Source organism: Streptomyces antarcticus, from assembly GCF_026627255.1.
Taxonomy (GTDB): domain Bacteria; phylum Actinomycetota; class Actinomycetes; order Streptomycetales; family Streptomycetaceae; genus Streptomyces; species Streptomyces antarcticus.
The window spans coordinates 38,984-52,873 of record NZ_JAPNLM010000019.1 but is presented as its reverse complement, the minus strand read 5'-3'; the positions used below and the strand labels follow the sequence as shown (position 1 = coordinate 52,873).

10 protein-coding genes and 1 pseudogene are annotated in these 13,890 nt (G+C 73.2%); 3 read left to right on the top strand and 8 right to left on the bottom strand.

Going from position 1 to position 13,890, the window contains the following annotated elements:
* Window positions 1–8: 8 nt before the first annotated feature.
* Complete coding sequence (locus OTB16_RS25985; RefSeq protein ID WP_267723169.1) at window positions 9–1,310, bottom strand: ATP-binding protein; 1,302 nt, start codon at window positions 1,308–1,310, stop codon at window positions 9–11.
* Between the two features lie 131 nt (window positions 1,311–1,441).
* Here OTB16_RS25985 and OTB16_RS25980 point away from each other — a divergent pair, with 131 nt between their 5' ends.
* Both OTB16_RS25980 and OTB16_RS25975 read left to right on the top strand, forming a co-directional pair.
* A complete protein-coding gene (locus OTB16_RS25980; RefSeq protein ID WP_267723168.1) occupies window positions 1,442–2,752 on the top strand; it encodes a PspC domain-containing protein in 1,311 nt (436 codons plus the stop codon).
* Window positions 2,739–2,963 (top strand): hypothetical protein, encoded by a 225-nt coding sequence (locus tag OTB16_RS25975; protein WP_267723167.1) that lies wholly within the window; start codon window positions 2,739–2,741, stop codon window positions 2,961–2,963. The genes OTB16_RS25980 and OTB16_RS25975 overlap by 14 nt, the downstream gene beginning before the upstream one ends.
* On the opposite strand, the gene OTB16_RS25970 is transcribed toward OTB16_RS25975, so the two are convergent.
* From OTB16_RS25970 to guaA, 4 genes are all read right to left on the bottom strand, one after another.
* Window positions 2,909–3,421 carry a DoxX family protein gene (locus OTB16_RS25970; RefSeq protein ID WP_267723166.1) on the bottom strand — a complete coding sequence of 171 codons (513 nt, stop codon included), beginning with the start codon at window positions 3,419–3,421 and terminating at the stop codon, window positions 2,909–2,911. The genes OTB16_RS25975 and OTB16_RS25970 overlap by 55 nt on opposite strands.
* 18 nt (window positions 3,422–3,439) lie before the next feature.
* A complete protein-coding gene (locus OTB16_RS25965; protein WP_267723165.1) occupies window positions 3,440–4,696 on the bottom strand; it encodes a hypothetical protein in 1,257 nt (418 codons plus the stop codon).
* A gap of 102 nt (window positions 4,697–4,798) precedes the next feature.
* Complete coding sequence (locus OTB16_RS25960) at window positions 4,799–5,662, bottom strand: class II aldolase/adducin family protein (RefSeq protein ID WP_267723164.1); 864 nt, start codon at window positions 5,660–5,662, stop codon at window positions 4,799–4,801.
* A 175-nt stretch (window positions 5,663–5,837) separates the two neighbouring features.
* A complete protein-coding gene (gene guaA, locus OTB16_RS25955) occupies window positions 5,838–7,424 on the bottom strand; it encodes a glutamine-hydrolyzing GMP synthase (protein WP_267723163.1) in 1,587 nt (528 codons plus the stop codon).
* A 299-nt stretch (window positions 7,425–7,723) separates the two neighbouring features.
* Between guaA and OTB16_RS25950 the strand changes: the two are divergent.
* Window positions 7,724–8,014, top strand: a pseudogene (locus OTB16_RS25950) (chorismate mutase); the annotation flags it as partial.
* A gap of 492 nt (window positions 8,015–8,506) precedes the next feature.
* Here the strand turns inward: OTB16_RS25950 and OTB16_RS25945 are convergent.
* The 3 genes from OTB16_RS25945 to OTB16_RS25935 all read right to left on the bottom strand — a co-directional run bounded on the left by OTB16_RS25945 (window position 8,507) and on the right by OTB16_RS25935 (window position 13,819).
* On the bottom strand, window positions 8,507–10,339 hold the full coding sequence (locus OTB16_RS25945) for a GMC oxidoreductase (RefSeq protein WP_267723162.1): 1,833 nt from the start codon (window positions 10,337–10,339) through the stop codon (window positions 8,507–8,509).
* Between the two features lie 10 nt (window positions 10,340–10,349).
* On the bottom strand, window positions 10,350–11,981 hold the full coding sequence (locus OTB16_RS25940) for a succinic semialdehyde dehydrogenase (RefSeq protein ID WP_267723161.1): 1,632 nt from the start codon (window positions 11,979–11,981) through the stop codon (window positions 10,350–10,352).
* A gap of 161 nt (window positions 11,982–12,142) precedes the next feature.
* Window positions 12,143–13,819, bottom strand: coding sequence for a serine/threonine-protein kinase (locus OTB16_RS25935; protein WP_267723160.1), 1,677 nt, complete (start codon window positions 13,817–13,819; stop codon window positions 12,143–12,145).
* Window positions 13,820–13,890: the final 71 nt, after the last annotated feature.

Genomic DNA, 13,890 nt, shown 5'->3' with positions numbered 1-13,890 from the left:
GCCTCCGGTCATGCTGCGTTCGCCGCCCTCTCCATCTCCAGCTCGACTTCGGTGCCGCCGTCGGGAGCGGACCGCAGCCGAGCGGTCCCGCCGTTGCGCTGCATCCGGCCGATGATCGATTCTCGTACGCCCATGCGGTCGTCCGGTACCGCGTCGATGTCGAAGCCCGGCCCGCGGTCCCGTACGGACACGAACACCGTCCGGCCCTCGACCTCGGCGTAGACCTGCACCGGCCCGCCCTCGCCACCGTACTTGGCGGCGTTGACCATCGCCTCACGCGCTGCCTGGACCTGCGCCGCCAGCCCCTCGTCGAGAGGGCAGTCGCCAACGACGACGACCTCGATGGGCACCCCGTGGTGGTCCTCGACCTCGGCGGCGGTCTTCTTCACGGCCTCCGCCAGCGTCGTGGGCTCCTCGGCCTCGTCCTTGCCGGTGCCCTCGGGCTTGTACAGCCAGTTCCGCAGCTCGCGTTCCTGGGCCCGGGCCAGGCGGCGCACCTCTCCGGCGTCCTCCGCGCCCCGCTGGATCAGGGTGAGGGTGTGCAGCACCGAGTCGTGGACGTGGGCGGCGACCTCGGCGCGCTCCTGGGCGCGGATGCGCATGAGCCGTTCCTCGGAGAGGTCCTGGGTCATCCGGATCAGCCAGGGTCCGGCGAGCAGGGCGACGCCGACGAGGACGGCGAGGGTGGCGGTGAGGACGTTGCCCAGCTGGGCGGCGGAGCCCCGTACGACGATGAAGACGGTCAGGCCCACGCCGACGAGGACGACGCCGGCGAGTGCCCGGGCGGTCTGGAGCAGGCGGGCGTGCCGTCCGGCGGCGGCGTTCCAGTGGGCGCGGCGGGCGTTGTCGGCCTGGCGCCACACGAGGACCACGCCGGCGCCGACCAGCAGCGTCGGCCACACGTACCGGCCGGACTCGCCGCCGAGCTGGACCTTGGAGATGAAGATGCCGGCGCCGATGAACAGGGCGATCAGCGCGGTGACCTGCCCCCGGTCGGGTTTGCGCAGCCGGCGGCTCCCGTCGGCGCAGGTCTCCCAGAGGGAGCCGTTCGCGGTGCGGCCGCCGACGCCGAGCGGTACGAACACCCAGAACGCGGCGTACAGCAGGACGCCGAGGCCGTCCCCGAACATGAAGAGGGCGAGGAACGCCAGCCGGACCCAGATCACGGGCAGCCCGAGGTGCCCGGCGAGCCCGCGCGCGACCCCTCCGAGCATCCGGCCGTCGGCGCTGCGGTAGAGCTTGCGCTGCGGTGCGGGCTCGGGCAGGGGTTCCGATGCGTGCGGGGTGCGGGGTGCGGCGGCTGCGGGCATGTCACTGATGGTCACACGCGCGGGGGCGGGCCGGCATCAGGGCATCCCCCCAGTTCTGGCCGGGGGATATCAGGGTTGCGCCAGGGTCGGGCCGGGTGCCGCGGGGCGCCGCGGGCCGCCACCATGGACGCATGACCGAAGTACACGACGCCCCGCCGGCGGACCCCGCGGCAGCACCGCCCCCGGCGGCCCGGCCGCCCCTGCGCCGCGCCAGGCGTGACAAGGTCCTCGCGGGCGTGTGCGGGGGGCTGGGCCGGCACTTCGACCTGGACCCGGTGGTCTTCCGGATCTTCCTCGGTGTCCTCGCGGTCACCGGCGGCGTCGGCCTGATCTTCTACGGATTCGCCTGGCTGCTGCTGCCCCTGGAGGGCGAGGAGGAGAGCGAGGCCAAGAAGCTGCTGACCGGCCGGGTCGAGGGCGCCACCCTGGCGGCGGTGTTCGCCGCCCTGGTGGGCTGCGCGCTGTTCCTGTCGATGCTGGACAACGGCGAGATGGCGGTCTTCTCGATCCTGGTCATCCTGACGCTGGGCGGCGCCTCGTACTGGTCGCAGCGGCGCCGGGTCACCGCCGTCCCCGAGGCGGAGGCGCCCGCCTCGCACCGGCCGGCGCACTCGCCGGCCCCGCCGGAGACCAAGGCACCGCCCGCCCCCGGCGGTCCGTCGTGGTGGCGGGACCCGCTGGTCAAGGACGGCACCACCGGCCCGGTCGGCGGGACGGGCTACCTGTGGGGGCCCGACGACGAGGTCGCCGACCCCTGGAGCGGCTCCCCGGCCGTGCCGGAGGCGCCGCCCGCCGTCGCGGTCCGCCCGCGCGGCGGCATCGGGGGCCGGGTGTTCGTCCTGGCCGTGCTGGCCGGGGCCGGGTCCGCCGCCTCCGTCTGGGAGGGCGGCACGCTGACCCACGCCCTGCAGATCGGGCTGGCCTCGGCCCTGGCCGTGTTCGGCCTCGGCCTCGCGGTCAGCTCGTTCAAGGGGCGTACGGGCTTCGGCACCGTCCTCCTCGCCCTCGTCACCGCCGGACTGCTGGCGGGGGCGTCGGCGCTGCCCGCCGAGATCGGCACGGACTGGCGCCGGACCGACTGGCGGCCCGCCGCGGTGGCCGACGTACGGCCCGCGTACGAGGCGGGCACCGGGCTGGCCACGCTGGACCTGAGCCGCCTGGACGTGCCGAAGGGCACCACCGTGGCGGTCCGCGCCTCCCTGGACGCGGGCCGGCTGAAGGTGATCGTGCCGCGGGAGGTGACGGCCGTGGCCGACGTGTCGGTCCGGTTCGGCGACATCCACATGCCCGGTGAGACCAGCCGGGACTTCCGCGTCCGCCGCGGCGGCGAGACCCAGGGGGCGACACTGCCCCCCTCCCCCGGCACCGAGGCCGGCGGAACGATCGAGCTGCACCTGGACACGGGTGTGGGACAGGTGGAGGTGGCCCGTGCGGCGTCATGAGTTCCAGCCGGGACGGCTCCTGGCGGGGCTCGTCCTGATCACCGCGGGCGCGCTCTACCTGCTCGACGCGACCGGCCGGGCCGATCTGCCGTGGTTCCTGGTCGTCCCGATGGCCGCGGGCGGGCTGTCGCTCGCCGCCCTGGTCGGGATGGTGACCTACGCCGTGCGCAGGGACCGCCGCGAGCGGATCCGCTCGTCGAGCGACCAGTAGGGCGCTCCGGCGATGATCAGCGGGGTCCAGGCGATGAGGTACACCAGGTCGTTCCCGTAGTAGTACGGGGACACCGCCCAGGAGACGGTGAGCCAGAGGCTGAGCGCGATCAGCGCTCCGCCGAGGGCCGCGATCCGGGTCAGCAGGCCGACGAGGACCCCGAGCCCGACCAGGAGCTCCCCGAGGGCGATGACCGTCCCGAAGGCCACGGGGGCCTCCAGCGCCATGTCCACCATGGCCGGGATCGCGGAGCTGTCGCGCACGGCGCGCATCTGGTCGCCGATGGAGCCGTCGCCGGTGGCGGCGAGGAACGCGGAATCGGTCAGCTTGTCCAGGCCGGCGTATACGAAGGTCACCCCGAGGAAGATCCGCAGGGGCAGCAGCGCGTACCGGGCCGCGCACTCCTTCAGCGGGGAGGGCTTCGACGGGGCGACGTCAAGTACATCGGTTCGATTCACGCGACATGTGTACCCCGATCACTCGGCCACGTCGATGGTGCAGCGGTTGGATTCCACTCCTGCGGCGGTCACCACTTGGACGTCGACGCGCCCCGGTTCCACTTCCGCCGGCACCGGCACCGTCAGTACGGCGTCCGAAGGGTTGGTGAACCCGCCCGCCACCGGGACCAGCGGCACGTGCACGTGCACCGCCCCGATCCGTACGACCAGCCGGGCCAGCATCTCCGGGGTCTGCGCCCCGGGCGGCACGAAGCCCACCCCGCGGATCTCGATGTCGTCCCCGGGTCGGACGGCGGCGTCCAGGTCCCCGGGTTCGCGTCTGCGCACCACCGACAGCACGAGCGGGCGGCTGCCCTCCGCGTACTTGGCGGCCAGGTAGACGGCGGCCGACAGCGCCACCAGCACGGCCAGCGCCCACGGCAGCCGGGGCAGCCGGTCCGGGAAGCGGGCCAGCGACACCGCCGCGTGGACCAGCACCACCGCCGAGACCAGGACGTACTGCGCGTCGGGGAAGGAGCCGCGCCCCGCGTCGTCGGTGAGCAGGTCCGCCCCGCGCGGCCGGTCCGCGGGCAGTTTCTGCAGCCGCTGGCCCAGGATGCGTACGGAGACGACCCGGCGGACCAGTACGGCCACCATCGAGGTCAGCGCGACGACCGCCAGCAGCGGCAGCGCGCCCTCCAGGGCGAACCCCTCGTACAGGGCCTGCCGCTCGGGGCCGGGCACCGACGCGGCCAGCCGCAGCGCGGGCAGCAGCGCCGCGAAGGCGGCCAGCACCACCCAGGCGCTCGGCACGGCCTTGGAGGTGGAGAGCCGGTTGTCCTCGCCGACCAGCGGCGCCAGCATCCCGCCCCGCACCGACTGGGCGCGGGCCGCGACGGTGAGCAGTCCGGCGAGCAGCAGCGCGGCCAGCAGCCCGGCGGTGCGCGCGGTGGACCAGCCGGTGCCGAGCGCGGCGGCGACCTGGACCAGCAGCAGGACCCCGGCGGCGATCCACACGGCGAGCACGGCCCGCCGGGAGAACAGGTACAGCCAGGAGTTGCCGGCTTCCCGGCCCCGGTCGGCGACGGTGCGGGCCGACAGGGTCAGCTCGTCGGAGACCCACTGCCGGGACGCGCCGAGGGAGTGGGCGACGGCGGCCGGAACGCCGTGGCCGGCGGCGAACTCGTCGCGCTTCTCCAGGAACGCGGCGACCGCGCGCCGGTGTCCTTCGCGTGCGCACTCCTCGCAGGCGCAGACGGCGGTATGGGTGCTTCGGGAGATCTCTTGGACAGCCACGTGCGTGCCGCCTCTCTGAACAACGGTGCAATGCCAGCGAATTGTGCACCACTGCGGCAGTGCTCCGGATTGCGCACGATGTCAGAGCAGGTGATTAACGGTTCATGATGTTGACGTCACGGGCCGTGGGGCCGTCTGGCGCAACGGCTGGTAGTTCGCCCAGGCCGCCAGATCGGACCCGAACCGCTCGCGCAGGAGGACCGCGCCGTGGTGGTCGATCGGCACCGGTTTCCCGGCCGCCCGCGCGATCAGCTGCACCTGCGCCGCCCGCTCCGCGGCGATGAACCACCAGACCGCGGCGTCGACCGTGTCCCCGACCGTCAGCAGCCCGCGGTTGCGCAGCACCAGCGCCTTGTACGGTCCCAGTGCCCGCCCGGTCCGGCGCGGGTCCTCGGCCGCGGCGAACTCGTCGAGCAGCGCGTGGTCCCCGTAGAAGGCGCAGGCCTCCTGGGTGATCGGGGCCAGCAGTTCGCCGAGCGCGGCCAGCGCCCCGCCGTACGGGCCCCGCGTACGGACGACGGCCACCGTCCCGGGGCGCTCCCGGTGGACGGCCGCGTGCACGGCGAAGGCCAGCTCGTTGACGCGGCGCCCGCCCTGGAGCACCCGCCCGTCCCCGTCGACCAGCAGCAGGTCCTCGGGGGTCAGCGTGGCGAAGGCCCGGCCGAAGGGGTTCACCCAGTAGCAGTCGGCGAACTCCGGGTCCCGTGCGCTGACGTGCCCGGCCACCCCGTCCTCGTACCCGAGGGCGCCCAGCAGCCGCAGCGCCTCGGCGAGCCGTTCCTTTCGGTGCGCGCGCTCGTCGGCGGGATCCGCGTGCTCGGGCGGCATGTCGAAGCGCAGCCGCTCCACCGGCACCGGGCCGGGCCGCGCGCCGCGCACCTGACCGGGCCGTGCGCCAAGCACCGGACCGGGGCGCGCGCCCGCCGGATCGAGCCGCATGTCCGCCGCCGCCGTCTCGTCGGCCATCGCTCGCTCTCCTCGTCGGTCGTCTTCGTCCGCGCTCCGCCGGTCGTCGGCGCAAGGTACTGGCCACCGCGCGAGGAGAACAGGGCCGCGCACCGGCGAAAACGACGGAGCGACGACGGAGCCGCCGCTCAGCCAGGCTGAGCGGCGGCTCCGTCGTACGCGGGTCAGGACCCGGTCACTCCCACTCGATGGTGCCCGGGGGCTTGCTCGTGCAGTCGAGGACGACACGGTTCACGTCCGGCACCTCGTTGGTGATCCGGGTGGAGATCCGGGCGAGCACCTCGTACGGCATGCGCGTCCAGTCCGCGGTCATGGCGTCCTCGGAGGAGACGGGGCGCAGCACGATCGGGTGACCGTAGGTGCGGCCGTCGCCCTGGACGCCGACGCTGCGGACGTCCGCGAGCAGGACGACCGGACACTGCCAGATCTCGCGGTCCAGACCGGCGGCGGTCAGCTCGTGGCGGGCGATGGCGTCGGCCTCGCGCAGCAGGTCCAGGCGCTCCTTGGTGACCTCGCCGACGATGCGGATGCCGAGGCCGGGGCCGGGGAAGGGCTGGCGCTGGACGATCTCGTCCGGGAGGCCCAGCTCCTGGCCGACCATCCGGACCTCGTCCTTGAACAGCTGGCGCAGCGGCTCGACGAGCTCGAACTCGATGTCGTCGGGGAGGCCGCCCACGTTGTGGTGGGACTTGATGTTCGCGGTGCCGGTGCCGCCGCCGGACTCGACGACGTCCGGGTACAGGGTGCCCTGCACCAGGAAGGCCACGTCCGCGCCGCCCTCGGCGATGATCTCGGCCTGCGCCTGCTCGAAGACGCGGATGAACTCACGGCCGATGATCTTGCGCTTGGTTTCCGGGTCGGAGACGCCGGCCAGCGCGTTCAGGAAGCGCTCCTGCGCGTCGACGACCTTCAGCTGGACGCCGGTGGCCGCGACGAAGTCCTTCTCGACCTGCTCGGTCTCGCCCTTGCGCATCAGGCCGTGGTCGACGTAGACGCAGGTGAGCTGCGACCCGATGGCCTTCTGTACGAGCGCCGCGGCGACCGCGGAGTCCACGCCGCCGGAGAGGCCGCAGATGGCGCGCTTGTCGCCGACCTGCTCGCGGATCGCGGCGACCTGCTCCTCGACGATGTTGCCCGTGGTCCAGGTGGGGGCCAGGCCGGCGCCGCGGTAGAGGAAGTGCTCCAGGATCTGCTGGCCGTGCGTGGAGTGCATGACCTCGGGGTGGTACTGGACCCCGTACAGCTTCTTCTCGTCGTTCTCGAAGGCCGCGACCGGGACGACGCCGGTCGACGCGGTGACGGTGAAGCCCTCGGGGGCGGCCGAGCACGCGTCGCCGTGGGACATCCACACCGACTGGTTGTCGGGGGTGCCCTCGAAGAGGGTGGAGCCGGACTTGGAGACGGCCAGGGGGGTACGGCCGTACTCGCGGGCGCCGGTGTTGTCGACCTGGCCGCCGAGGGTGACCGCCATCAGCTGGAAGCCGTAGCACATGCCGAAGACCGGGACGCCGGCCTCGAACAGGGCGCGGTCGATGGTGGGCGCGCCGTCCTCGTACACGGAGGAGGGGCCGCCGGAGAGGATGATCGCCTTGGGGTCCTTGGCCAGCATCTCGGCCACCGGCATCGTGCTGGGGACGATCTCGCTGTAGACCCGTGCCTCGCGGACGCGGCGGGCGATGAGCTGGGCGTACTGGGCGCCGAAGTCGACGACGAGAACCGTGTCCGGGGCGCTGTCGTGGGCGGCGGAGGGTGCTTCTGGCACGGGGCGGCCTTCCGGCGGAAGAGGTGGCTGTTTTGTCGATTCTACCGGGGGACCCGGGCCCCTCTTCGTCTCACCATCCGAACCGGCTTGGCCTGAAGGGGGACGGAAGGCCATAATCCGTTCCATGCGCGAGCAGCTGAGCTTCCTCTTTACCTATGGCACCGGTCGGTCCGGTCGCCACGGGTCTTCGTGATGCTCGCTTGAGCCGCTGACTTCCCAGAGAGCGCCCCGGTCCGACAGGACCGGGGCGCTCCTGCGTTCCCGCTCCTGTCGGCCACGGCAACCGCCCACACACGAGCCACAGCCACAGCCACAGGAGATGCGCCATGACCATGACGACCACCACCCCCGAGCAGCTGATCGCCGGCTCCCGCACCCGCATCGACGCCCTCGACGACCACATCATCGGGCTGATCCAGGAGCGGATGGCCCTCTCCACGGTCATCCAGGAGGCCCGGATCTCATCGGGAGGGCGCCGGGTGCACCTGTCCCGCGAGATGGAGGTGCTCTCGCACTGGAGCGACGCGCTCGGAAAGCCCGGCACCACCCTGGCGATGACCCTGCTGGAGCTGTGCCGGGGCCGGGTCTGACGCCCGCGGCCGCACGCCGTGTCACGCCCGTTCGTCACTCGTCCGGGCCGTGACCCGCCCCGGGGCCCTTCGTTGGTGAGGGTGGCCGCGCCAGCCAGGCGCGGGACCGCAGCACCACGCGTGGCTCCGCCGGAGCGATGAGACGTACGCCCCGTGGGGCGTGCGTCGTGGGACCTCGCTCCTCAGCGTGACCGGACGGCAGGGGACAGCAGCCCGGTCCGTGACGGGACGGCCGGTCCGGGGGACGCCCCGGGCCGGCCGTTCCGCGTGTACGGCCCCTCGCCACCGCGCCCGTTCCCTCGTGTACGGCCCCTCCCCGCCGGGTCCGCCCTTCACCGTGTGACGGACACCACGGACCGGGAGGGCTGGTTCCGGTACAACCATCGGTGCGGATCACGTGTCACCAGATGCGTGCGGGGACTGCGCTCGGAGGGGGAGTGCAGTCCCCGCCCGTCACCGCGTCGCCCCGCGTCCCGCCGGCCCCGCGTCCCGCTACGGCGCCTCCTGCTTCGCCGGGACCTCGGGGATCCCGAGGAACGGCAGCCGCAGCGCCCCGAAGGCCTCCTTCGGCACCGCCGGGCTGACCGGTTCCACCGCCGGGAGGCGGACGTACGCCGCGCCCTGCTCCGGGCGCGCGTCCTGCTCGCCCTTGTTCGGCCAGAACGACATCGCCCGCTCCGCCTGCGCCGTGATCGTCAGCGACGGGTTGACCCCGAGGTTGGCGGAGACGGCCGAGCCGTCCACCACCGAGATGCCAGGGTGACCGTAGAGCCGGTGGTACGGGTCGACCACGCCCTCCCCCGCCGACGCGCCGATCGGGCAGCCGCCGAGGAAGTGCGCGGTGAGCGGGGCCCCCAGCAGCTCGCCGATGTTGCTGCCCGCGAAGCCGTTGATCTCCTCCGCCAGCAGGGACGCGGCCCGGGTGGCCTCCGCGATCTGGACCGGGTTCGGGGCTCCGTGGCCCTGGCGGGCGGTGAGCAGGCCCTTGCCGATGCCGCCCGGCTTGCGGTAGGTCGTCAGCGAGTTGTCCAGCGACTGCATGACCAGGCCGATGATGGTCCGCTCGGACCAGCGCCGGTTGGACAGCGAGCGCGCCAGCTGGAGGGGGTGCCGCGCGGTCCGGGCGAACCAGGCCCGGACCCGGTGCCGGGAGTAGGGCACCTGGAGGATCGTCATGAACCCCATCGCGTTGGAGCCCTTGCCGTAGCGGACGGGCTCGATGTGGGTGTCGGCGTCGGGGTGCACCGAGGAGGTGATCGCCACGCCGTGGGTGAAGTCGGCCCCGGGGGCACCTCCCAGCGGTAGCTGGGGGAGGTCCGCGCCGTGCCGCCTGCGGTAGCGGCGGTCGTCGGTCTGCGCGCCGACCAGGCCCTCGGAGTTGGTCCGGGTCAGCTCGCCGAGCCGCTCCGACAGGCGCGGCAGCTCGCCGCGGTCCTTCATGGTGTGCAGCAGGGTCTGGGTGCCGTACGTGCCCGCCGCGACGACCACGTACGGGGCGCGCAGCACCTTCGACCGGCCGCCGCGTCGGCTGTCGGTGGGGACCGTACGGACGCGGTGGCCGCCGTCGGGGTCCTCGGAGAGCGCGGTGACCGTGGTCATCGGGTGGATGACGGCGCCCGCGCGCTCGGCCAGGTGCAGGTAGTTCTCGTTCAGGGTGTTCTTCGCGCCGTGCCGGCAGCCGGTCATGCACTCGCCGCACTCGGTGCAGGCCCTGCGGGCGGGTCCGGCGCCGCCGAAGTACGGGTCGGCGGCCTCCTCGCCGGGCCTGGCCCGGGCACGGCCCGCGCCCTGCTCGCCGTTCTCGCCGTCCTTGCCGTCGCCGAAGAAGACGCCGACCGGGGCCATGTGGAAGGAGTCCCCGACGCCCATCTGCTCGGCGACGGCCTTCAGGTGGACGTCGGAGGCGGTCATCGTCGGGTTCAGGCGCACCCCCAGCATCCGCTTGGCCTGGTCGTAGTAGGGGGCGAGCTCGCCGCGCCAGTCGGTGATGGACGCCCACTGCCGGTCCTCGAAGAAGGCGGCGGGCGGCACGTAGAGGGTGTTGGCGTAGTTGAGCGAGCCGCCGCCCACCCCGGCGCCGGCCAGCACCATGACGTTGCCGAGCAGGTGGATGCGCTGGATCCCGTACAGCCCGAGGGCCGGGGCCCACAGGTAGTTGCGCAGGTCCCAGCTGTTCTTCGGCAGGCTCTCGCGGGTGAACCGGCGTCCTGCCTCCAGGACGCCGACCCGGTACCCCTTCTCGGTCAGGCGCAGGGCCGAGACCGACCCGCCGAACCCCGATCCGATGACGATGACGTCGTAGTCGTAGTCGTGCGCGTGCGACACGGGTGGGCCCCTAACGCAGTCGGAGTGCCTTCATGACCTGGAGGCTGCGGGTCATGAACGCCGCGTACTTCTCGTCGTCCATGCCCAGCGAGGGCGCCATCGGCAGCAGCCGCTGGTGGGCGACGGTCTGGGCCTCGGTGTACTTGAGGATGCCCTCGGAGCCGTGGCGGCGGCCGAGGCCGGAGTCCTTCATGCCGCCCATGGGCGCCTGGGCGCTGCCGTAGGCGGGGGCGTAGCCCTCGTTGATGTTGACGGTGCCGGTGCGCAGGCGGGCGGCGACGGCGTGGCCGCGGCGGGCGTCCTTGGTCCAGACGCTGGAGTTGAGGCCGTAGGAGGTGGCGTTGGCCTGCGCGATGACCTCGTCCTCGTCGGTGAAGCGGTAGACGGAGACGACCGGTCCGAAGGTCTCCTCGCCGCACACCGCCATGGGCGCCTCGACGCCGTCGAGGATGGTGGGCTCGTAGAAGAGGGGGCCGATGTCGGGGCGGGCGCTGCCGCCGGCGACGAGTACGGCGCCCTTGGCGACGGCCTCGTCCACGTGCCGCTGGACGGTCTCCAGCTGGCGTGTCCCGACCAGCGAGCCCATGTCCGCCCCGTAGGCGAGGGAGCTGCCCAGGCGCATGGCCTTCGTGCGGGCGGCGAAGCGCTCGACGAACGTGTCGGCGACCGAGGCGTGTACGTACAGCCGCTCGATGGAGATGCACAGCTGTCCGGCGGAGGAGAAGCAGGCGCGGACGGCGCCGGCGGCGGCCTTCTCCACGTCGGCGTCGTGCAGGACGAGCATGGCGTTCTTGCCGCCGAGTTCGAGGGAGACGCCGACGAGGCGGTCGGCCGCGCCGCGGGCGACCTCGCGGCCGGTACGGGTGGAGCCGGTGAAGGAGACGTAGTCGGCGTGCCGGACGACCTCCGGGCCGACGACGGGTCCCTCGCCGAGGACGATCTGGAAGACCTCGGCGGGAAGTCCGGCCTCGATCAGCAGGTCACGGGCCCACAGGGCGGTGAGCGCGGTCTCCGTGTCGGGCTTCATGACGAGCGCGTTGCCGGAGACGAAGGCGGGCAGCGCGTCGCCGACCGACAGCTCCAGGGGGTAGTTCCAGGGGGCGATCTGGCCGACGACCCCGCGCGGCTGGCGCAGTTCGGTGACCTTGGTGAGGGTCGGCATCGCGCCCGTGTGGCCCTTGGGGCGCAGGTACGAGGGGGCCTTTCGGCCGTAGTGACGGGCGGCGATGGCGACCGCCTGAACCTCCTCGTGGGCGTGCAGGCGTGCCTTGCCGGTCTCCAGCTGGATGAGGTCGAGGACCTCGGCCTGCCGGGCGAGGACCAGGTCGTGGAAGCGCAGCAGCACCGCGGCCCGCTTGCGTACGGGGACGGCGGCCCAGGCGGGCTGCGCGGCGCGGGCCCGGTCGAAGGCCTCGGCGACGTCCTCGGGGGTGGCCTCGGGAAGCTCGGCCAGCCGGTCCCCGGTGAAGGGGGTGTGGTTGGCGGTCCGGCCGGAGCCGATGATGCCGCGGGTCAGCCGGGCGACCAGGTCGGGAGTCACCACGTCGGCGGCGGTGCGGACGCCCGCCGGGGCCTTGGCGACCGGGTTGGTGGGCCGCGGTGCGGCGCGGAGGGGGGCGGCGGGGGCCTGCGAGTCCGTCATGGCGGTGAGCGTATTGCGCCCGCGAGCCTTTGGGTACCCGTGGGTAACCGGATTTTGCCTTTTCCGCCAGTGATCGCTGGCACGATCGACGCGTTTGGCGGGATCACCGCCCCTTGGCCGGGTCACCGCCCGCGTGGCGGGGTCACCGCACGCCCGGCGGGTCACTGCGCCTTGGCGGGCGGCTCCCAGCCGCTGAGCACGATGTCGAACTGCTGGCTGGTCGTGTTCCAGTCGGCGGCCGGGCTCGACATGTAGATCGCGTACTCGGTGCCGTCCGGATCGATGTACATCTGCTCCTTGGCCCGCCGGGGTCCGGCGTGCGTCCCCTTCTCGGTCCAGGTGAAGTCCCACAGCGCGGACCGGGTGCTGTCCCGGAAGGTGTTCTGGTTGAGCCGCTGCTGCTTGTAGTCCGTCCGCTTCTGCACCTGCTTCTCCAGGTCGAGCAGGTGCGCGTACGGGTTCACGTAGTCCGGGGTGGGGTCGGCCGCGATCCGGATGAAGTGCTTCCCGTTGTCGGGGGTGTAGTCGATCTGGTCGCCGTCCATCTGACGCGTCCAGCCCTCCGGGACGAAGAGGGTGAAGCCGGTGGGGTCGGTGACCCTCTTCCAGCCGGCCGGGGGCTCGGCGGGCTCCTTCGCCTTCGGGCCGTCGCCCGGGTTCTGCTGGTCGGGGGCGCTCACGTTCTTGTCCGTGCCGCCGCCCTTCCCGGTGTCGGTGTCGCCGGTGTACTTCAGCACCCCGAAGACACCGCCGCCGCCGAGCAGCGCTGCCACCAGGGCGACCACCGCGGCGCGCTGGACGCGGCCCCTGACCGAGCCGCCACCGGAAACGGCCCGCTCCGGGAGGGACTCCGTCGCGACGGAGTCCCCCGAGGGGGACCGCGGGGGCCGGGGGGCGTGCGCGGCGTTCCGCGCCTCGGCTTCCGGGCGGTCGTGCTGATCCTGCGCCGGGGCCAGTTCCTCCGTGGTCACCGCCCGCGTGGGTACGTACGCCTGCGCCGCCTTCGGCTCCCGGCCCTCCATCGCCTCCAGCAGCATCCGCTCGGTCTCCACGGCCGAGGGCCGATCGGCCGGGTCCTTGCGCAGCAGGGCGGTGATGACCGGCCCCAGCGCCCCGGACTGGCGCTGCGGCGGCGGCTCGTCGTTGACCACGGCCTGGAGGCTGGAGATCGGCGAGGTGCGGCGGAACGGCGAGCGGGCCTCGACGGCCGTGTACAGGGTGGCGCCCAGCGACCACAGGTCGGACGACGGGTCGGGGGCCCCGCCGGTGACCCGCTCGGGGGCCAGGTAGTCGATGGAGCCGACGATCTCGCCGGTGCGCGTGATGGAGGAGTCGCCCTCGATCGCGGCGATCCCGAAGTCCGTGAGCAGTACCCGGCCGTCCTTGGCCAGCAGCACGTTGCCCGGCTTCACGTCCCGGTGCAGGACGCCGACGGCGTGGGCGGCGCGCAGCGCGCCCAGGACGTGCAGCCCGATCCGGGCCGCCTCACGGGGCTCGATCCGGCCGGCCGCCTTGGCCGCCTCCGCGAGGGACGGGCCGTCGATGTACTCCATGACGATCCACGGCCGGTCGTCGTGTTCCAGCACGTCGTGCACGGTGACGACCGCGGGGTGCTGGATGCGGGCCGCGGCCCGCGCCTCCTTCTGCGTCCGGGCGTGCAGGACCTCCCGGTCGGCCTGGGCCACGTACAGACCCGCCGTCAGCTCCTTGACCGCGACGGTCCTGTGGAGCAGCTCGTCATGAGCGCGCCACACCTTGCCCATGCCACCGCTGCCGATCGGCTCGATGAGCCGGTACCGGCCCGCGAGCACGGCGCCCCCACCTGTCTGCTGTTCCACGAAACCTCGCCGCTCTCTGCACCTCAGGACAGGTTACGGAGCGCACGGGCGCTGCCGGAACCGACCGGGCG

Excerpts from the sequence above, each read along its gene's own strand:
- OTB16_RS25985 (WP_267723169.1), bottom strand. The coding sequence starts at position 1,310 with ATGCCCGCAGCCGCCGCACCCCGCACCCCGCACGCATCGGAACCCCTG.
- OTB16_RS25980 (WP_267723168.1), top strand. The coding sequence starts at position 1,442 with ATGACCGAAGTACACGACGCCCCGCCGGCGGACCCCGCGGCAGCACCG.
- OTB16_RS25960 (WP_267723164.1), bottom strand. The coding sequence starts at position 5,662 with ATGGCCGACGAGACGGCGGCGGCGGACATGCGGCTCGATCCGGCGGGC.
- OTB16_RS25940 (WP_267723161.1), bottom strand. The coding sequence starts at position 11,981 with ATGACGGACTCGCAGGCCCCCGCCGCCCCCCTCCGCGCCGCACCGCGG.